We start from the raw sequence: 18,959 nt of genomic DNA, 5'->3' as shown, positions 1-18,959 counted from the left end.
GTTAACCATAATAATTGGAATTTGGGGTATTTACTTTGACGACATCTCCGCTAGCAAGGTGCCGGAGTTCGCCATCATTTAGTTCAACAACTAAACTGCCATCGTCATCGATGTCCCTAGCAATTCCCCTGATTATTTTACTACCAACCCGAACTTCAACTTCTTTGCCAATTGTCCCCAATGAGTGACGATAATTGGCAATAATTGTAGGGTTTTTAAAATCACTGAACACTTTAACAAACTCCAAATAGATTTGGGCAACAAGTCGTTCTCGTTCTACTTGTTTAGAAACTCCGGCAATCGATCCCGCTTTGTTTTTTAATTCTTCAGGGAAATTTTGGGTACTTAGATTGATTCCGATACCGACAATTAAGTCAGCCTGCCCGCTAGGATTATCGACAAGCTCAGCCAGAATTCCGACTGCCTTACGATTATTAGCCAGAATGTCATTGACCCACTTAGCGGTTAGCTCTACAGACGGAAAAAACTTTTGAATAGCGGCCATGACTGAGACTGCGACCCCAATCGTCACCCTTCCGACTAAGTTAAGTGGAATTTCCACGTATGGAATTAGAATGCTCATATAGATTCCAGTCTTTTCAGGTGAGTAAAAACTTCTACCCCGTTTTCCGTACCCAGCAGTTTGCGACTCAGCCACAACAATTAGGGGCTCATTTTGCCCACCACTTGTAACTAATCGTTTCAAATATTGGTTGGTCGAGTCTATCTCGTCAAAAGATTGCACAGCTGGCTCATATTTGCCCGTTAAGCTATTTAATATTAATTTATGAATCAATGTGCCATCCAATCAAGTCAACTCCATAACAGCCATTTTTTTAGCATTTAAGCTATTCAACTACATACTATAAAAAGCCGCCCGGAAATTCCGGACGGCTTCCTTTATATAAATAATAGCATAATTTAATAATTGACGAAGTCAAAAAATTACATCAAGTGAACACCTTTATCAACAAACAAGGTATCACCAGTCATTCCAGTAGATAAGTCACTCATCAAGAATGCAGCCACATTACCGATTTCGTCGGTAGTAACACTGACATTATCAACTGTAAATCCTTGAGACATCTTCAATAAGTCACTGTGCCCCTTGATACCTGTAACAGCAAGTGTCTTAACAGCTCCTGCAGAAATAGCATTAACGCGAATTCCGTCTTCACCTAACTCTTTAGCTAAGTAACGAACACTTGATTCAAGGGCGGCCTTAGCGATACCCATCATGTTGTAGTTAGGGATAGCGCGAATTGAACCGAAGTAAGTAAGGGTAATGATACTACCTGGATTGTTTAAGTATTGTTTGGCGTATCTTGAAACGGCGATGAACGAGTATGCACTAATGTTTTGGGCAAGGTCGTAACCGTCCTTTTTAGTGTTGATTACTCCGTTAGTCAAAGTTTCCTTATCAGCAAATGCAATGGCGTGGATAACCCCATCAATCTTGCCGTACTTGTCACCAATTTCTTTAAATGCTACTTCGATATTACTATCTTCAGCAACATCACATTCGATCAAATCAAGATCTTCAGGAACAAATCTTTGCAAGCTTTCCTTGATTCGATCGTTTTGATAAGTAAGTACTACTTTAGCACCTTGGTTAATCAAGGCATTAGTACATCCCCAAGCAATACTTCTCTTGTTGGCAACACCCATAACCACGATGGTCTTACCAGTTAAAATCCCGTCCATTTCTTTTCCTCCAAACTAATTTAGAACCTATCGTATCTTTCTTGTCGCTGATCAATTAAATCATCAACACTTTGAGCACTTAACTGTTCAAATCGATCAGTCAAAAATTTCTTAAGGTTCACCACGTCGTCGTTCGTCTCAATCTCCGGTAGGATTCCTTCGATAACATGTTCTTTGAGCAACCTTTCAGGAGTTAATCCTAGCTCTTCGGCTGCCTCAGGAACCTTCTTAGAATCCTTCCACATAATACTAGCATACCCTTCAGGCGATAACACTGAGTAAATGCTATTTTCAAGCATATAAACCTCGTCGCCACAGCAAAGAGCAAGTGCCCCACCACTTCCGCCTTCACCTAAGATAATGCTAATGTACGGTACTTTTAATTGTAAACCTTGAATAATACATTGTGCTACAGCTGAACCTTGGCCATGATACTCTGACTCAACATCTGGATAAGCTCCTGGTGTATTCACCAAAGCTAAAACCGGGCGGTTAAATTTTTCGGCTTGTTTCATTGCCCGTAATGCCTTTGCATAACCAGCTGGGGTTGGACTCCCGAAGTGACGGTCGATATTTGATTCGGTATCGTCACCCTTTGAGATTCCCACCACCGTAATTGGCCGATCGTTCAGACGGCCAATTCCTGCAATTACCGCATGATCGTCTGCATAGCCGCGATCACCATGGATTTCAAAAAATCCATCTATCAGTTGCTTAACCAAGGTCGTGGTTAAAATTTTACTTTGGCTTCTTGCCGCAGTTACTTTTTCATACGCTGCATTTTTCATTGTTAATCTCCTATTGTTCGTGCAATTTGATCAACTGGTACAACGTTCTTTTCATGTTGTGCCTTTCAACGATTGCATCAATAAATCCATGTTCAAGCACGGTCTCAGCTCGTTGAAAATCAACTGGGGGCTTTTGCCTAATTGTTTGCTCAATTACCCTTCTTCCAGCAAAACCTACTAAAGCGTGAGGTTCTGCCAAAATAATATCGCCGTCCATTGCAAAACTAGCGGTTACCCCACCAGTTGTTGGATCGCACAAAACCACGATATATAACAGGCCAGCTTTGGCGTGTTCACTAACAGCAGAAGAAACCTTTGCCATTTGCATCAATGACATGATTCCTTCCTGCATCCTGGCACCTCCAGAGGCAGTAAACATTACCACCGGAAGAGAATCTTTAGTCGCTCGTTTGAATAGGCGAGCCATCTTTTCACCAGTCATCGATCCTAAACTTCCCATAACAAAGAATGGATCCATGATACCAGCAGCGAACTTCACATCCTTGATCTCCGCAATTCCAGTCAGAACACTTTCATTGATTCCAGTAACCTTTTTGGACTTTTCAATCTTACTTAGGTACTTAGGATCTTGATAGCGGCTTGGTACGGTTAGTTCACTATCGATTTCATCAAATGCATCAAAAGTAATCGTAGCTCTTTTCTTGGCTGTAATTCGAAAACCGTATCCACAGTTAGGGCAAACGTTAAGAACTCCTGCTTTACTAGCAAAGAACGCCTGATGACAAACTGGACATTCCTTAAGAATGTTGTCAGGAATGTCATCCATTCGCTTCCGAAGAATCTCATTGCTAGGAGTTTTAAACTTACTTGGCTCCATTTGTGACCCTCCGGTTTCCTAAGATTTCGTCTTCAATAAAGTTCGTATCGAACTTTCCGCCGGCAAAACCATCACTATGAATAATTTCTGCAAGAAAGTCTTGGTTGGTAGTTACTCCGCCGATTTCCAACTCAGATAGCACGCGTTTCATCTTCTTAACGGCAATTTCGCGATTATCAAGATGAACAATCACCTTAGCGATCATCGAATCATAGAATGGTGAGATGAAACTGCCCTGAATGATACCAGAATCAAACCGAACCCCCATCGTTCCAACTGGAAGGTATAGGTGATCAATTTTCCCTGGTTGAGGTGCAAATCCTTGATATGGATTCTCGGCATTTAACCGGCACTCGATTGCGTAACCCTTGACCGTCGCATCAGCCTGGGCAAACGGCAAACGGTCGCCATTAGCGACCAAAATCATGGCTTTGATCAATTCTAACCCAGTTACCTCTTCGGTCACGGTATGTTCCACCTGAAGTCGGGTGTTCATTTCCATGAAGTAGAAGTTATGGTCTTGATCCATAAGGAACTCGAACGTGCCGGTATTTGTGTACTTAAGACTCTTAGTGGCCTTAGTAACAATCCCCCCGAGCATTTCGCGTTCCTCTTGGCTGATCAAAGTACATGGACTTTCTTCAATAACCTTTTGGTGATTTCGTTGAAGTGAGCAATCACGCTCTGGTAGATATACAACATCGCCAAAGTTATCAGCAATTACTTGCATTTCAATGTGCTTAGTATGTGTTAGTAACTTTTCAACGTAAATATCGTCGTCATCATAAGAGATTCGGGCTTCTTGTTGAGTAGATAAGAATGCTGATTCCAACTCATCAGGCTCATCAACTTCCCGAATTCCCTTGCCACCACCACCAGCAGCTGATTTAAGCAAAACTGGATAACCAATTTCGTCAGCAATTTGCTTAGCAGTTGCCACGTCGTTAACCACGCCGTCACTACCTGGAATAACTGGAACCCCAGCTTTTTTCATAGCAATTCTAGCGTTTGACTTATCACCCATCAAAGTGATGATGTCTGAGTCTGGGCCGATAAAATTAATGTGGCACTCTTCACACAGAGCAGCAAATTCAGCATTTTCTGATAAGAATCCGTATCCTGGATGAATTGCTTCACAGCCGGTCAGATTTGCAGCGCTAATGATTTCTGCCATGTTTAAATATGACTCACTGGGTTGCGGGCCACCAATTTTTACGGCCTCGTCAGCCAAGGATACAAATAAACTATCCTGGTCAGCACTAGAATAAACTGCAACTGCAACAATATCCATATCGTGAAGTGCGCGAATAATTTGCACTGCGATTTCGCCACGGTTGGCAACTAAAACTTTTTTGAACATATATCCACCTCGAAATGTCTATTCGATTGCAAAGACTAGGTCAGCTTCTGCAATCACTTCGCCGTCACGTGAAATTTCACCGTGACCAACTCCGACATTTAACTTAAGTTTCTGTAATTTAACTGACATTACTAATTTATCTCCGGGTCTAAAGTCATCATGAAACTTAGCTGACCTAATTCCACCGAAGAAAACGTTCTTGCCTTTGTAGTCATCCATACTGAGGATGGCTGCTACTCCAGTTTGAGCAACCGACTCAATCAAAATTGGCCGCGGAACCACTAGGTGGTCATGGGGCTGATTAGCAAAAAACCACTCGTTGATGGTTATCAACTTAGTGGCAGAAGCACTTTCACCAGGATTAACCTCGTTAAAGTAGTCGATCATTTGAAATGGGTAGCGTTGAGGAATAACATCTTGAACATTTAAATCCATTTGCTTACTCCTTTTCCACGCTGAAAATTGGTTGATCAAATTCAACCATAGCGCCGTCACCAACCAGTGCATTTTTAATTACACCGTCGATGTCACTCTTGACCTCATTGATCATCTTCATTGCTTCGATAACACAGACAACCTCACCCTTAGAAACGTGGTCGCCGACCTTTTTAAAGGCTGGTTTGTCAGGACTAGGGGCAAAGTAAACTACACCAACTAAAGGTGCCTTGATTTCTGCTAAATTAGCATCATCAACAACTGGTGTCGCAGCTTCTTGGCTGTTTGCATCAGTTGCCACTGTCTCAGATTGGGTAGTACCCTGATCAGCAACTCCAGGGTTACCAATAATTGTGGTATCCCCTTCCTCGCGTTTGCTCAAGGCAAGTTTGAAATCTTCGTTTTGTAATTCAAAGTTCATCAACGAGGACTGGTCAAACTTATCCATTAATCGTTCAATTTCTTTCTCATCCATTGGGCTATTCAACTCCCTTGAATGCCAATACGGCGTTATGGCCTCCGAAACCAAATGAATTACTGATTGCAACGTTAACTGCACCCTTCTTGTTGTCCTCTGTAACGAGATCAACTGGGCATTCTTCGTCTTGATTCTTTACACCAACGTTAACTGGCATTTGATTTCTTTGGATTGATCCAACAACTGCAACTGCTTCAATGGCACCAGCGGCACCAAGCAAGTGACCAGTCATTGACTTTGTACTACTTACCTTCACATAGTCGTTGTCCTTGAAGACATCAGCAATTGCCTTTGATTCAGCGCTATCGTTAGCCTTGGTACTTGTACCGTGTGCGTTGATGTAATCAACATCGCTAGCTGGAATGTTAGCTTCATCAATGGCTTGTTGCATTGCCCGCATTGCCCCTTTACCTTCTGGGTCTGGAGCAGTCATGTGGTAGGCGTCACTAGTAGTTCCGTAACCCACAATTTCACACAAGATATTTGCACCACGAGCTTTAGCATGGTCATAACTTTCAAGGATCAATGTTCCGGCACCTTCACCAAGAACAAATCCATTTCTGTCTTTATCAAACGGAATTGAAGCGTTCATTGGGTCTTCGCTCTTAGTTAATGCTGTTAAAGCAGCAAACCCAGAGATACCGATTTCGTTGACTGAAGCTTCGGCACCACCAGCAATCATAACGTCAGCTTTACCTGACTTGATAAATTCAAAGGCGTTACCAATTGCATTAGTTCCTGATGAACAAGCAGTAACAACAGCTTGGCTGGTATTTAAGGCATTAAATTCAATGGCGATATTTCCAGCAGCCATGTTAGCGATTGAGTTAGGAACAAAAAGTGGTGAAACCCGCTTCGGTCCCTTGTCATGCATTTTAATAACTTGTTCTTCAATCGTGGTCAAACCACCAATTCCTGAACCGTAGATAACACCAAGCATGTATGGATCAACGTTATCTTCATTCAAGCCAGCCATTTCCATGGCTTCCTTAGCACTATAAACAGCATAGTTACTGAAGGCATCATTACGACGAGCTGCTTTTTTATCCATCCGTACGGTTGGATCAAAGTCCTTAACTTCACCAGCAACAGTAATCCCAGTTTCAGTAGCGTCAAACTTAGTAATCTTGCTGATTCCAACCTTAGAATCGAACATGTTATCTAAGAATGATTTAACGTCATTTCCTAATGGGTTAACAGTTCCCATTCCTGTAACGACAACTCTAGTCATATAAATGCTCCTTTTAAATAGTTAAACCACCATCAACGGTCACAACTTGACCAGTGATGTATTCGTTATTTACCAAAAATGAAACGGTGTCTGCAATTTCCTTAACGTTCCCAAAGCGTTTCAACGGAATCGTATCCGCAAATTCTTGTTGGCGTTTTTCGCTCATTGCTTCGACCATATCAGTGCGCACCATTCCAGGGGCAACTGCATTAACGCGGATACCTCTAAGGGCACCTTCACGAGCAGCAGTCTTAGTTAACCCGACTACCCCAGCTTTACTTGCTGAGTAGTTTGCTTGGCCAATGTTACCATGGAGGCCTGAAATACTTGAAAGGTTAACAATTGCTCCGGAACGTTGCTTTTGCATGTACTTCATTGCGTACTTAGTCATGTTGAAAGTCCCAACCAAGTTGGTATCAATAACTGCCTTGAAATCGTCAGCCTTGATCCGAGTCAGTAACTTATCACGAGTAATTCCGGCATTATTTACGAGAACATCAATTCTACCGAATTTTTCAAAAACTGTATCGACCATCGCCTTGGCTGAATCATCATCTGAGACATCCCCAACTACGGCTTCAAAGTCATAACCAGCTTTTTTTAGCTCGGCTCTTTGATCATCAGAAAGTTCTGAATGGGTGTTAATCGCTACTGTATAGCCATCATCACTAAGACGCTTGGCAGTAGCTAAGCCGATTCCTTTTGCAGCTCCAGTAACTAGAGCAACTTTTTTATCGTCTGTCATTTGATTACCCCAATTTCTCTCTTAATTCTGCCAGTGTTTCCACACTGTCAACGTGGTATGTATCAACGCCACGGTTTATTTTCTTAGCTAATTTGGTCAAGGTTGTTCCTGGGCCAATTTCTACCAAGGTGTCTGCTGATAGATCAGTAATTGCCTGTACTCCATCTGAAAAGTGAGTCGGATTAACTAACTGTCGCTTTAAAACATCCTTAACGTCACTTAGGGTAAACGGAGTAGAAGTGGTATTACTGATTACCGGGAAAGCAGGCTCTGAGAAATCAACATTTTCAAGCCGCAAACCAAGTTTATCTGCTGCACTACTCATTAGTGGAGTATGGGAAGCCACGGCCACTTTAAGTGGAACCACACGCTTAACCCCATGTTCCTTTAGGTAGGTAGAAGCCGCATTAACTCCAGCTTCATCCCCACCAATTACTATTTGAGAATCAGTGTTGTAGTTGGCTGGGTAAACCCGACCAGCTTCACTTCCAACCTTGAGGGCAGTTGTCAAAACTTCACTGTCAGCATTCAATACGGCTGCCATAACCCCAGGATTAGCCTTACCGGCTTCGTCCATATATTGAGAACGGTCATGAACAAGTGGTAGTGCATCATCAAATGAGATTGCTGATGCAGCAACCAAAGCGCTGTATTCTCCAAGGCTTAGTCCCGCGGCAGCAACTGGGTTGCCTAAATCTTGATTAAGTAACCTGAAAATTCCAGTACTCATCGTCAAAATTGCCACTTGAACATTATCAGGATCATCAAAAACTGCAGAATTTGCTAAGTCCATTCCTAGAATCTCAGCAGCTTCATCGACTGTATCCTTGTATACTGGTTCAGCTTTGTAAAGGTCTTGACCCATTTCTTTGAATTGGCTTCCTTGACCGCTAAACAAATAACCTAGTTTCAAGATTGTCTACCTACTTTTTATTCAGCTTTTTTAACAACGTAGTCTACTAATTGACCAACAGTTTCCATACCATCATCAGTTTCGATTTCGATGTCGTAGCTATCTTCAATCTTGTCAACAACTTCGAAAATGTCCAAGCTATCAAGATCCAAGTCGTTCTTGAAGTTAGTAGTTTCTGTAACCTTATCTGCGTCTACGTCTAATTGGTCCACGATGATTTCTTTTACCTTGTTGAATACTTCTTCTTTAGTCATTATAAATTCCTCCAAATATTTTAAATAAATTAATTAGTATTTTAATATAATTGTTCCAATTGTTAAACCGCCACCGAAGCCTGACAAGACCACCACGTCACCGCGATTGATTTTGCCTTTCTGTACTAACTCATCAAACAGAATTGGCTCACTAGCTGCGGCCGTATTCCCATACTCGTCAATATTGGTGTCAAACTTATCAAAGTCAACTTCCAACTTTTCGGCGATTCGTTCAACAATCCGCACGTTTGCTTGGTGCAAAACAAAGTGGTCAACATCTGCAAGAGTTAAGTTAGCTTGTTTTAAAGCAGCTTCAATTGAAATTGGAACGTTTTTTACTGCAAAGTTATAGACTCTTCTACCATTCATGGCAAAGAACCTACTGAACTCTGGTTGGTCAGTTTGAAATGGAGTTGTTTCTCCAGTCTGGCCTGCAGTGAGATACTTTCCAAGCTCTCCCAGGGTTCTAAGATCTGATCCTAAAATGGCGCCTGTTTCCGTTGCACTGTTCGTCAGCAACATTCCTGCAGCTCCGTCCCCAAATAAAACGGCCGTACTGCGATCATGCCAATCAATTAACTTGCTTAGGACTTCTCCACCAATCAAGATTGCCTTTTTAGGCTCATCACTGACCAGTAACTTCTGAACTACAGATAATCCGTATGAAAATCCAGAACAAGCGGCGTTTAAATCAAACGACACCGCATTAGTTGCCCCAATTTCTCCTTGAACCGTTGCGGCAACAGAAGGGGTTAAGAAGTCGGGCGACATAGTTGCCACCACAATGTAGTCAATCTCTTCAGGAGCAACGTTAGCATTAGCTAACAACTCCCGACTGACGTCAACACTAAGACTAGTGGTCGTCTCACCATCAGCTACATGTCGACGTTTGATTCCAGTGCGTTGGGTTATCCATTCATCAGAGGTATCCATCATCTCGGATAACTCATCATTTGTGACGACCCGAGCCGGAATCTTACGTGCAGATTGAAGCACTGAAACATTTTCATATTTCATTTGTCAGATACCTCGTCAATAAAACCCAGCAGTCTTTTCAATACCTGCTCGATTATTTCTACGTTATCATCTGAAAAACCATCCAGCACACTTTTAACTAACGCTGAGTGAAACGCACTGTGAGCACGAAACAGGATTCTTCCCTTATCAGTTAACTCCAGATTAATAATCCTCCGGTCTACCTGATTAGGAACCCGCTTAACGTAGCCCTTACGTTCCAGCGTGTTAATGTTTGCTGTCAAAGTTCCTTTACTGAGTTTAAGATAATTAGCTACCTCAGAAGTAGTCTTATGAGCATGTAGGCCGATTGCATGGATTAAGTGAAGTTCTTTGGCAGTGACATCTTTGAATCGGCTTTTGCGAATTTCAGATTCTTCAATTCGCATAATGCTGTCGTAAATGTCAATCATTGAATCACTTATAAACTTGAAATCAGAATGTTCTTCTTCTTTTCTTCTATCAAGCACTTGGTCCATGATCTCCCTCCTCTAAAAAACTAAATCTTCTTATCAGCGTCAGCGACGATAAATGTTAATTTACATGAGCAAGCAGTTTTTTCGTCAACGTTAGCTGAACACTTAACTGTTCCCATGTTTGATCTTACCTTTTCCATTTCAACGTGAAGCTTAAGCACATCACCAGGACGAACAACTTTTCTAAACTTGGCGTTGTCAATGGCACCAAGGTAAGCAGTCTTACCAGCGAATTCTTCTGACTTCAAAATTAAAATCGATGCTGCTTGAGCCAATGATTCAATAATCAAAACGCCAGGCATAACTGGATTACCAGGGAAGTGTCCTTGGAAGAACTCTTCGTTGATAGTAACGTTCTTGGTTACTGTAATTGACTTACCAGGTTCTAATTCGTCAACCTTATCCATAAACAAAATTGGGTAACGGTTAGGAATTAAATCCATAATTTCAGACGCATCTAAAACACTCATATCTATTTCTCCTTACATCCTTAAGTGTAATTACACTTAAATTTAGTTTGAATATCAAACTATTAGGTAAAAATAAAACGCCCTTAACGGACGTTAGTCATGATAATATAAATTAGTTTGAATATCAAACTAATTTTGAGCTCATTTCGTGATTTTTATACTTGGATTGTTGATACATCAATGATTTGACCACTATTTGAATGTTGAAAATAATTTTTCAAAGTTGACGGTCCCTAGCCCACTAGCTTGATTATATGGCTTACCAGGTTGGCCAGTGTAATACAGGTTAGAATTATTGGTCGTGCTATCCAAAACTGTGAATGGTGTGTTGATTTTATCCTGTGCCAATTTATAAATTTGAGGATTCCAAAATCCCATTCTAGAAGTACGACCACTATTCATCACGGCCGTTGCCCCGCTAAATTGAGGTGCAACTACGCTGGTTCCACCAATTACGTTCCAGCCACCCAACGACTTTTGATACATCTGGTAGCCGGTCATTGGGTCAGCATTTGCAGACAAGTCAGGATAATTTCTACCGTAATCAGTTCCACTTACCAATACCGGGTTAATTTTCGGTTGTAAAGTAATCGATAGATACTGACGGGCATTAAACGTGTTAACTCCCGGAACCTGTTCTTGATACAACGGCGTGTTGTATAGACTACTAATTCCACCGCCACCTCCAGCAAAAATCTTAGTTAATAACAAAGCGTTCTTAATATTTTTAGTGAAGAAGCTCCGGCGTTTTTGGAACGCTGGGTACATGTAATCTCCGCCCCAGGTTCTCTCCCTTTTTACATCAATCGATAGATCTTTAGCAAGTTTCTTCTTAAAAGGTAGTGTAGTTCCGCCAGTGGAAGTTACCCAAGGACTGTCTGATGGAAAGTTGGCATACGTGTTGAAGTTAGGAATTGAGAATGGGCCAATTTTGCCACCGACTCCTTGGTTATAAGCACCTGAATCCCCGGAAGCAACGAAGGTGGAAACTCCTTGTAAAGCTCCTTGTGCCAAGATAATGTTCATAATTTTTGCATATTCAGGTGTCCACATTTTGTGGTTCTTCAAGTAATGTGTCATGTATTCACTAATGCCCCAACTCATTGATAAAGATTGGGCTTTATTTTCATCAAACGCTGTTGCGAAGGTGTTCACCAACCCAACATCGTTAAAGTTAGCTTGGTAGACCCTAACGTTTGCTTTGGGTGCCACTGCTCCGGCTTGTTCGACATCCAGAGTAGTTTCAAGTTTATTCGTTTTAGTGTCAGATGTTGTTGCAACTGGGTTAGCAAGTTTTTTAATTGAAACCCGCTTAGTACTTGCAGGAACGTTTTCATGTTTCCAGAAATGAGATACATCTTGCTTATTAAACCCAGCAAAGGTAATGATCCCCATTGTCTGACCTTGGCCTTCCTGCCCCTGGCTGCTCAAGGAATCTAAATTATAGTGCCGAGTAAATTTAGTTGGCGCATACTTTGAGAATACTTTTTGCTTGTGATGTGTCTGTTTTTGCTTTTTATGGTTGATAAACTTTGCCATATTAGCTTTTGGGTTAAAATTGGTAATCCCCAGAATCGCCAATACATGCTGAGAAAGTGACTTTGGCATCTTAGGTTTTTTAGCAGAAAATTGCACCGGATCCTCATGATATCTTGCTGTCTGTAAGTTGGTATTCAAGGCCCGATTAATATTACTTACCTTACCCTTAATTCGTAATACCAGACCATTTTGGTAACGATGCGTACTCAATTTATACTTAGTAAAATACCGTTTAAATTGGTTAGCTGTCTGTTCACTCTGACCAAATTCTTGAGCAAACCGTTGCGGGGTATAAAAGTGCTTAAAATCACTTGTTCCCGGGGTATTGACTGCATATATTTGAGAACTCATCTTTGCTTCGTTTTTGGGCTTTAAGAACACATCAATGATGATTGTTTTCTTCGGTGATAACTTACTTCCCTTACCGTTTAGCTTATCCAGAATTTTTTGGATATCATATCCCTTATCGGAATCTTTCTTTTTGGCGCTAACGGTTTGAGAACTGACTCCCAAACCAATAGTTGCCGCAATAACTAGGCTAGCCAGTTTGTATTTGCCGATCTTCATATGATTCAACTCCTCCATGTGTGGTAATTCAGCGTCAGTTTACGCTTGTTATCATTCCATAGCAAGGAGGTAATAGATGTGTTACATTTTCCAATGGTAATAAAAACACCCACTAACACAACTATGCTAGTGGGTATTTTTTATTCAATTGTTTCGTAAATTAAAGTTGGTTTTTGGGCTGAAGACGAAACCTCAATATTGCTGTATAGCAAATCCTTAATGTCATCAACATCTTCACGGTTACTGTATATCGTTAGTAACGGCTCTCCAGAGTTCACTTGATCGCCAACTTTATGGTGGAGATAGATTCCAACTGAATAATCTAACTTATCGTCAGCCTTTTGCCGGCCACCACCAAGCAACATGCTGGCAACTCCGACCTCATCAGCGACAATTTTCGATATCACTCCCGACTCCTTGGCAGGGAGATCAATCTTGTACTTAGCTTGTGGTAATACACTATCGGGATCATCAACCACTTTAGCATCACCGTGTTGAGCAGCAACCATTGCCTTAAATGATGCAAGCGCCTTACCATTTGCAATAACTTCAGCACATAATTGTTTACCAGCTTCAGGAGTATCAGCAACATCTCCCATTACGGCCATGTAGCCACCAATTGTCGTGGTTAAATCAACCAAATCTTCCGGACCATTATTTTTTAGTAATTCGATGGATTCCTTAATTTCTAAGGCATTTCCAATTGCGTTACCCAATGGTTGGTTCATATCGGTAATGAGTGCCATACATTTCATCCCGACTCCCTTACCAATTCCTACCAAGGCTTTAGCCAAATTACGGGAATCTTCAATGGTCTTCATAAACGCACCCGCTCCGGTCTTTACATCAATTACTAATGCATCGGTTCCGGAAGCAATCTTTTTACTCATAATTGACCCAGCAATTAACGGAATCGAGTCAACTGTGTCAGTAACATCCCGCAACGCATAAATCTTCTTATCTGCAGGGGCAATATTTCCCGTTGCCCCAACGATAGCACACTTTTCCTTCTTTACTTGATCAATGAATTCGGATTCTGAAATCTCAACCTGATATCCCGGAATCGCCTCTAATTTATCCAACGTTCCTCCAGTATGACCTAAGCCACGACCAGAAATCATTGGTACAGGAATTCCAAGCGCAGCAACCACTGCCGCTAAAGGAATGCTGACTTTATCACCAACACCACCAGTTGAATGTTTATCGACTTTCACACCGGGAATCGAGCTTAAATCCAGATGGTCCCCTGATTCCATCATCTTCATGGTCAGAGAAGACTGCTCTTCTTCAGTCATTCCTTGGAAGTAAATTGCCATTAACAATGCGCTAGTCTGGTAATCAGGAATTGATCCACTAACGACTCCATCTACAAAGAATTGGATTTGCTCATCCGTAAGTTCTTCCCCTGAACGCTTTGCATGGATAATGTCTACCATTCTCATTTAAAAATCCCCCTTGAATAAAATTAAAAATCGAGCAACAGCTGAGCTAGAGTTTGGTCAACGATTACGCAATTAGCGTATCCAGCCTTCAAAACTGCATTCACTCCAGCTGCCTTCTGATTTCCGTAGGCAACCAAAATTGCGTGTTCTTTGTTCTTCAAATCATCTAACGTAATTCCAACTGTTCGCGAATCAATCTCTGAGTTGACGACCTGGCCATCCTCATCAATGAATCTGGAGACAATATCGCCAACCGCAGCGTTCTGCAACTGTTTGATTTCCCGATCGTTAAAATAACCCAATTGGAATATCAAAGCTTCAGACCTAACAGTCCCTACGGTAAACAGGGCAATGTTTGCTCGTTTGCCAAGTTCGAGGATACTGCTAATATAGCGATCTTGTTCAACCATCTCTTTAGTTTCTTCATTATCAAAAATTACTGGTAAAGGTAAATATTCGGGTGCTACTTGGTAGGCATTAGCCAGTTCATTCACGCTTTCGTGAGCATAAGTTTTCTGATTAGAATAACTAACACTTCCCTTAAGCTGAACCACCCGAACTCCAGGAACTGATTGAGGCTCTAAATGTTCAGTAACATTATGAATCGTCTTTCCCCAACCAATGCCAATAACATCTTGAGGTTTCACGATGGTGGTTAAGTAATCCGCAGCATAGGCTCCCACGCTGTCCTGAGTCGTAATGTTTCCCAAATAGTTATTTGAAACCACATGAACTTCAACTCCGTATTTTTCGACCAACTTATCTGCTAGTACTTGCGCGCTCACGACGGGGTTGACGATTTGAATCTTGACGATGCCAGCATCTTTAGCGTACTGGAGCAAGCGGGAAACCGTTGGCCGCGATACACCAAGGGACTTGGCAATTTCAGATTGGCTAGCGTTGTCTTGGTAATACATTTCTGCTGCCTGCAAACTTTGCTTTAATTTGTCAATCTCGCCATTCGCCACCATCGTACTCACCTCAATTATTCTTCAATATTTTTTACTGCTGTATTGAGTGCTAATCTAATCATTTCATCGAATGAAGTTTCTCTATCCTTGGCAGACATTGCTTCTCCACTTAACAAGTGATCAGAAACAGTCAAAATTGTTAAAGCCCGGATATGGTGCTTTGCAGCCAATAAGTATAGGCCGCTTGTTTCCATCTCCGTTGCCAACACACCATAATCGATTAATTTTTGAATATCAATTTCGTCATTGTAAAATCGGTCTGCAGCAAAGATGTTCCCAACCTTTGTGTTGATGCCCATCTCTTCTGCTGTATGGTATGCCGAATCAAGCAAACCAAAGTCAGCAATTGGTGAATAATACATATTTGGTCCAAATGTATTCTCAATAATCGATGAGTCCGTGGTTCCTGCCTGACCCAAAATAACGTCACGCATGTGAACATCTGGGCTCATACCACCACAACTACCAACCCGATAGATAGTCTTCACGCCATATTCTTTAATCAATTCGGTTGTGTAAATTGCTAGTGATGGAATTCCCATTCCTGACCCTTGAACCGAAATTCGTTTACCTTTGTATGTTCCGGTAAAACCAAACATGTTGCGGACACTACTGTATTGCACAACATTATCCAAATAATTTTCCGCAATAAATTTCGCTCTCAGTGGATCACCAGGCATTAATACTGTTTCTGCGATGTCACCTTTATTTGCTCCAATGTGTGTACTCATTGTGTCGCCCCCTGTTTTAATTCATCAAGAAAACTAGTTCCCACTGGGTTACCAGTGACGCCAAAGTTTTCAAGAACCGTAGCACCAAAATCAGCAAATGTTTCTCTGACTCCCAGGCTGCCAGTATCGGTCATTGATGGAGAGTATGCCAATAGTGGTACGTATTCTCTGGTATGGTCAGTTCCCTTAAAGCCAGGATCATTTCCATGGTCGGCAGTAATCAACAATAGGTCATCGTCCTTCAAGTTGTTTAAAACCTTCTCTAGGCGTTGATCAAAGTCCATTAAGGCTTGCCCAAATCCAATTGGGTTTCTTCTGTGGCCGTACATAGCATCAAAATCAACCAGGTTAGTTAAGCAGAATCCTTCAAAATCCTCTGCCATTACGTGGTCAACATGATCCATTCCATCCATATTGCTTTCATTGTGGTAACCTTCGTCAATTCCGTGACCAGAGAAAATATCGTTGATTTTACCAATTCCTACTGTATGAACACCTGCTTTTTGAAGGTAATCCAAGTCGGTAGTTCCAGTTGGTTCTAACGTAAAGTCGTGACGGTTAGCCGTTCTAGTAAAGTGATCCTTATCGGGACCAACATAAGGTCGAGCAATAATTCGGCCCACAGTATATTCAGGACCATTTACAATTGAACGGGCAAACTTACAAATCTTATATAGTTCATCCAGTGGAATTACATCTTCATGAGCAGCAATTTGTAATACTGAATCTCCAGAAGTATAGACAATTAAATCACCTGTTTTCATCTGATCTTCCCCAAGTTCAGCGATGATTTTAGTCCCTGATTCTGGACGGTTACCAATTACCTTTCTGCCAGAAAAGTCTTCAATTTGTTTAATGATTGAATCGGGAAAACCATTTGGAAATGTGTCCAGTGGTTTCTCAACCGGAAGCCCCATCATTTCCCAATGGCCGTCCATGCTATCTTTGCCGGCCGAAATTTCTTTCATTTTGCCAAAGTATCCTATTGGCTTATCCACCTTATCTACCCCTAGAATTGGCTTATCTCGTAAGTTGGCAATTCCTAATTTTTGTAAGTTAGGAATTTTCAAATCACCCTTGTACGCTTCACCAACGTGTCCAAGGGTATCTGAGCCAACATCCCCGTATTTTTCAGCATCAAATGCTTCTCCAGTACCAACTGAATCCAAGACAATTCCAAAAATTCGTTTGTATTTCTTAGTCATTAAAAAGCCCCCTAAAACATTCTTAATTACGACAAAATCTTAACAGTGGCACTGACACCTAGCCGACTTGCACCAGCATCTATCATTGCAAGTGCTTCTTCTTTAGAATGAATCCCACCGGATGCCTTAACACCCAATCTGTCGCCGACTGTTTGACGCATCAATTTAACATCGTCTAATTTGGCACCAGCTGATGAAAATCCAGTTGAGGTCTTAACGTAGTCTGCACCGGCAGTTTCTGAAGCTTTGCTACCTGCTACGATTTGATCATTGTTTAAATATGAAGTTTCTAAAATAACTTTTAACAACTTGCCCTTTTCGTGAACTGCGTCTGCAACTGCTTTAATATCTTCAGTAACAAACTTAGTGTTGCCACCAATTAATTCACCAATATTTAACACCATATCGACTTCTTCTGCCCCGTCGTCGATTGCTGTTTGAGCCTCAAAAACTTTTGTTTCGGTATTCGTCTCCCCTAGAGGAAAACCGACAACTGTGATTGGATTAACATCCGTGTTTTGGAGTTGTTCTGCAACCAATGGAATCCAGTGTGAGTTAACACAAACAGAAGCGGTATTATACTTAGCTGCTTCTTCACAGGTCTTAATGATGTATTCCCTTGTAGCATCAGGCTTTAAATTAGTGTGATCTAGGTATTTTGCTAATTCTTCGTTTGTTAGTGTCATAATAAATGTAACCCCTTTCATTTAAGTACAACTTTATATTAACGAATTGTTGAACAAATGTAAACGCTTTTATAGAAAAAATGTTCATTTTGTGATTTTTGTAACATATTATCTTTTTATTAAGTTATTGATATCACGAGATATCAGGTACTAAAAAAGTGACCTCCATAGTTTTAAACGAAAACTATGGAGGTCACTTTTTTAACTTTTTATTTTAAATCTTCAATTGAATTAATGTTCTTCATATAGTAAGGAACGGCAAGACCAACCTTGGCACCGCGTAAGTTGATTCCCAAGTCTTCAATTTTGCTTCTGTAATCTTTATAGAAGACAGCTGAAGTGTTTGGTAACCAAGCACTAACCATTGCGTCAGCATCATTACCCGCCACGGCAGCCCACATTGGTTGCATTTCCATTGCTTGAATCGTCACCTTGTAACCAAGTGATTTAAGGACTTCAGCCACTACGTTAGTTGACGCAATTTCTGAATCCCAGGCAACGTAGGTCATCTTAAATGATTGTCCCTTAACGTGCTTAATTCCCTTGGTCCATTGGGCTACTTGTTTTGGATTATTCTTGATCCAATTCTTAGCAGCCTTCTCAGGTGATTCACCATTATTAACTTTGATCATCACAGAAGACATTTGCTCAGGGGTCCAGTGGAACCGGTCGAGCATTTTGTATGCTTCGGGACGATCTTTTTGTAAGTTCTTCCTAGTGACTGTATGAATGTCTTCGGCTTTACCGTAAACATTTTTTGGATCCTTTAAGAACTTCAATTTGTATTTAGTAAACATCCAGTGGGGAGTCCAACCGGTAATAACGATTGGCAACTTCTTCTTGTATGCCTTGTCTAAAGTACTGGTCATCGCTGCGGTTGAACTAGTTTGCAACTGCCAGTTATCTTTGTCTAAGCCATAGGCTTTAATTGCCTTTTGCGTACTAGCCATAATTCCGGCACCAGCATCGATTCCCGTAATTGTGTAGTCAACCTGCTCACCAACTGGTTTCTTTGGATTGTACTTAGCCATTTGGTTTGAGCACCCAGCAAGCACGATTGCGATGGCTGCTAATGCTAAGAAAGTCGTTAACTTAGTGATTTTCTTTAAAAT

At 41.3% G+C, this 18,959-nt stretch carries 21 protein-coding genes; all 21 read right to left on the bottom strand.

All coding sequences use genetic code 11. The annotated features are described in order from the left end of the window. Window position 1: 1 nt before the first annotated feature. The 21 genes from PL11_RS06845 to PL11_RS06745 all read right to left on the bottom strand — a co-directional run bounded on the left by PL11_RS06845 (window position 2) and on the right by PL11_RS06745 (window position 18,959). Window positions 2-745, bottom strand: a complete 744-nt coding sequence (locus tag PL11_RS06845) for a biotin--[acetyl-CoA-carboxylase] ligase (RefSeq protein ID WP_257787915.1) — start codon at window positions 743-745, stop codon at window positions 2-4. Window positions 746-945: 200 nt separating this feature from the next. Beyond that, a complete protein-coding gene (gene fabI / locus PL11_RS06840; protein ID WP_035168265.1) occupies window positions 946-1,704 on the bottom strand; it encodes an enoyl-ACP reductase FabI in 759 nt (252 codons plus the stop codon). A 20-nt stretch (window positions 1,705-1,724) separates the two neighbouring features. After that, complete coding sequence (gene accA, locus PL11_RS06835) at window positions 1,725-2,492, bottom strand: carboxyltransferase subunit alpha (RefSeq protein ID WP_035168264.1); 768 nt, start codon at window positions 2,490-2,492, stop codon at window positions 1,725-1,727. Between the two features lie 10 nt (window positions 2,493-2,502). Beyond that, a complete protein-coding gene (locus PL11_RS06830; RefSeq protein WP_035168263.1) occupies window positions 2,503-3,330 on the bottom strand; it encodes an acetyl-CoA carboxylase carboxyltransferase subunit beta in 828 nt (275 codons plus the stop codon). After that, the gene (locus PL11_RS06825; RefSeq protein ID WP_035168262.1) at window positions 3,317-4,690 is read right to left on the bottom strand and encodes an acetyl-CoA carboxylase biotin carboxylase subunit; all 1,374 of its coding nucleotides are present in this window, start codon (window positions 4,688-4,690) and stop codon (window positions 3,317-3,319) included. Before PL11_RS06825 ends, PL11_RS06830 begins: the two co-directional genes overlap by 14 nt. Before the next feature lie 18 nt (window positions 4,691-4,708). Then, complete coding sequence (locus tag PL11_RS06820) at window positions 4,709-5,125, bottom strand: 3-hydroxyacyl-ACP dehydratase FabZ family protein (protein ID WP_035168260.1); 417 nt, start codon at window positions 5,123-5,125, stop codon at window positions 4,709-4,711. Window positions 5,126-5,129: 4 nt separating this feature from the next. Next, on the bottom strand, window positions 5,130-5,600 hold the full coding sequence (gene accB / locus PL11_RS06815) for an acetyl-CoA carboxylase biotin carboxyl carrier protein (protein ID WP_035168405.1): 471 nt from the start codon (window positions 5,598-5,600) through the stop codon (window positions 5,130-5,132). Between the two features lie 4 nt (window positions 5,601-5,604). Then, window positions 5,605-6,834: a beta-ketoacyl-ACP synthase II gene (fabF, locus tag PL11_RS06810; RefSeq protein ID WP_035168258.1), complete on the bottom strand. Its 1,230-nt coding sequence runs from the start codon at window positions 6,832-6,834 to the stop codon at window positions 5,605-5,607. A 13-nt stretch (window positions 6,835-6,847) separates the two neighbouring features. Further along, on the bottom strand, window positions 6,848-7,579 hold the full coding sequence (fabG, locus tag PL11_RS06805; protein ID WP_035168256.1) for a 3-oxoacyl-[acyl-carrier-protein] reductase: 732 nt from the start codon (window positions 7,577-7,579) through the stop codon (window positions 6,848-6,850). Between the two features lie 4 nt (window positions 7,580-7,583). Continuing rightward, window positions 7,584-8,492, bottom strand: a complete 909-nt coding sequence (locus tag PL11_RS06800) for an ACP S-malonyltransferase (protein ID WP_035168253.1) — start codon at window positions 8,490-8,492, stop codon at window positions 7,584-7,586. 17 nt (window positions 8,493-8,509) lie between these two features. Beyond that, window positions 8,510-8,746, bottom strand: a complete 237-nt coding sequence (locus PL11_RS06795; RefSeq protein ID WP_035168250.1) for an acyl carrier protein — start codon at window positions 8,744-8,746, stop codon at window positions 8,510-8,512. Window positions 8,747-8,779: 33 nt separating this feature from the next. Further along, window positions 8,780-9,763: a beta-ketoacyl-ACP synthase III gene (locus PL11_RS06790; protein WP_035168248.1), complete on the bottom strand. Its 984-nt coding sequence runs from the start codon at window positions 9,761-9,763 to the stop codon at window positions 8,780-8,782. After that, a complete protein-coding gene (locus tag PL11_RS06785) occupies window positions 9,760-10,239 on the bottom strand; it encodes a MarR family winged helix-turn-helix transcriptional regulator (RefSeq protein WP_035168245.1) in 480 nt (159 codons plus the stop codon). Before PL11_RS06785 ends, PL11_RS06790 begins: the two co-directional genes overlap by 4 nt. Before the next feature lie 20 nt (window positions 10,240-10,259). Next, window positions 10,260-10,706, bottom strand: coding sequence for a 3-hydroxyacyl-ACP dehydratase FabZ (gene fabZ / locus PL11_RS06780; RefSeq protein ID WP_035168243.1), 447 nt, complete (start codon window positions 10,704-10,706; stop codon window positions 10,260-10,262). Window positions 10,707-10,898: 192 nt separating this feature from the next. Then, the gene (locus PL11_RS06775) at window positions 10,899-12,812 is read right to left on the bottom strand and encodes a S53 family peptidase (protein WP_152639006.1); all 1,914 of its coding nucleotides are present in this window, start codon (window positions 12,810-12,812) and stop codon (window positions 10,899-10,901) included. Window positions 12,813-12,952: 140 nt separating this feature from the next. After that, a complete protein-coding gene (locus PL11_RS06770; RefSeq protein ID WP_035168239.1) occupies window positions 12,953-14,254 on the bottom strand; it encodes a pyrimidine-nucleoside phosphorylase in 1,302 nt (433 codons plus the stop codon). Window positions 14,255-14,277: 23 nt separating this feature from the next. Beyond that, window positions 14,278-15,225: a sugar-binding transcriptional regulator gene (locus PL11_RS06765; RefSeq protein WP_035168238.1), complete on the bottom strand. Its 948-nt coding sequence runs from the start codon at window positions 15,223-15,225 to the stop codon at window positions 14,278-14,280. A 14-nt stretch (window positions 15,226-15,239) separates the two neighbouring features. Continuing rightward, on the bottom strand, window positions 15,240-15,956 hold the full coding sequence (gene deoD / locus PL11_RS06760) for a purine-nucleoside phosphorylase (RefSeq protein WP_035168236.1): 717 nt from the start codon (window positions 15,954-15,956) through the stop codon (window positions 15,240-15,242). After that, on the bottom strand, window positions 15,953-17,161 hold the full coding sequence (locus PL11_RS06755) for a phosphopentomutase (protein ID WP_035168234.1): 1,209 nt from the start codon (window positions 17,159-17,161) through the stop codon (window positions 15,953-15,955). Before PL11_RS06755 ends, deoD begins: the two co-directional genes overlap by 4 nt. Before the next feature lie 26 nt (window positions 17,162-17,187). Continuing rightward, window positions 17,188-17,847 (bottom strand): deoxyribose-phosphate aldolase, encoded by a 660-nt coding sequence (deoC, locus tag PL11_RS06750; protein WP_035168233.1) that lies wholly within the window; start codon window positions 17,845-17,847, stop codon window positions 17,188-17,190. Window positions 17,848-18,056: 209 nt separating this feature from the next. Next, entirely contained in the window at window positions 18,057-18,959 is a 903-nt protein-coding gene (locus PL11_RS06745) for a glycine betaine ABC transporter substrate-binding protein (RefSeq protein ID WP_052127844.1), read from the bottom strand.

Origin of the sequence: Lentilactobacillus curieae (genome assembly GCF_000785105.2) — a bacterium.
Lineage (GTDB): Bacteria > Bacillota > Bacilli > Lactobacillales > Lactobacillaceae > Lentilactobacillus > Lentilactobacillus curieae.
Note: the sequence above shows the minus strand (reverse complement) of the source record. Positions and strands in the feature narration are given on the sequence as shown.

Coding starts and splice junctions, on each gene's coding strand:
- PL11_RS06765 (WP_035168238.1), bottom strand. CDS start 15,225: ATGGTGGCGAATGGCGAGATTGACAAATTAAAGCAAAGTTTGCAGGCA.
- fabI (WP_035168265.1), bottom strand. CDS start 1,704: ATGGACGGGATTTTAACTGGTAAGACCATCGTGGTTATGGGTGTTGCC.
- accB (WP_035168405.1), bottom strand. CDS start 5,600: ATGGATGAGAAAGAAATTGAACGATTAATGGATAAGTTTGACCAGTCC.
- deoC (WP_035168233.1), bottom strand. CDS start 17,847: ATGACACTAACAAACGAAGAATTAGCAAAATACCTAGATCACACTAAT.
- PL11_RS06795 (WP_035168250.1), bottom strand. CDS start 8,746: ATGACTAAAGAAGAAGTATTCAACAAGGTAAAAGAAATCATCGTGGAC.
- PL11_RS06830 (WP_035168263.1), bottom strand. CDS start 3,330: ATGGAGCCAAGTAAGTTTAAAACTCCTAGCAATGAGATTCTTCGGAAG.
- PL11_RS06775 (WP_152639006.1), bottom strand. CDS start 12,812: ATGAAGATCGGCAAATACAAACTGGCTAGCCTAGTTATTGCGGCAACT.
- fabF (WP_035168258.1), bottom strand. CDS start 6,834: ATGACTAGAGTTGTCGTTACAGGAATGGGAACTGTTAACCCATTAGGA.
- deoD (WP_035168236.1), bottom strand. CDS start 15,956: ATGAGTACACACATTGGAGCAAATAAAGGTGACATCGCAGAAACAGTA.
- PL11_RS06755 (WP_035168234.1), bottom strand. CDS start 17,161: ATGACTAAGAAATACAAACGAATTTTTGGAATTGTCTTGGATTCAGTT.
- PL11_RS06785 (WP_035168245.1), bottom strand. CDS start 10,239: ATGGACCAAGTGCTTGATAGAAGAAAAGAAGAAGAACATTCTGATTTC.
- PL11_RS06770 (WP_035168239.1), bottom strand. CDS start 14,254: ATGAGAATGGTAGACATTATCCATGCAAAGCGTTCAGGGGAAGAACTT.
- fabG (WP_035168256.1), bottom strand. CDS start 7,579: ATGACAGACGATAAAAAAGTTGCTCTAGTTACTGGAGCTGCAAAAGGA.
- accA (WP_035168264.1), bottom strand. CDS start 2,492: ATGAAAAATGCAGCGTATGAAAAAGTAACTGCGGCAAGAAGCCAAAGT.
- PL11_RS06790 (WP_035168248.1), bottom strand. CDS start 9,763: ATGAAATATGAAAATGTTTCAGTGCTTCAATCTGCACGTAAGATTCCG.
- PL11_RS06820 (WP_035168260.1), bottom strand. CDS start 5,125: ATGGATTTAAATGTTCAAGATGTTATTCCTCAACGCTACCCATTTCAA.
- PL11_RS06825 (WP_035168262.1), bottom strand. CDS start 4,690: ATGTTCAAAAAAGTTTTAGTTGCCAACCGTGGCGAAATCGCAGTGCAA.
- fabZ (WP_035168243.1), bottom strand. CDS start 10,706: ATGAGTGTTTTAGATGCGTCTGAAATTATGGATTTAATTCCTAACCGT.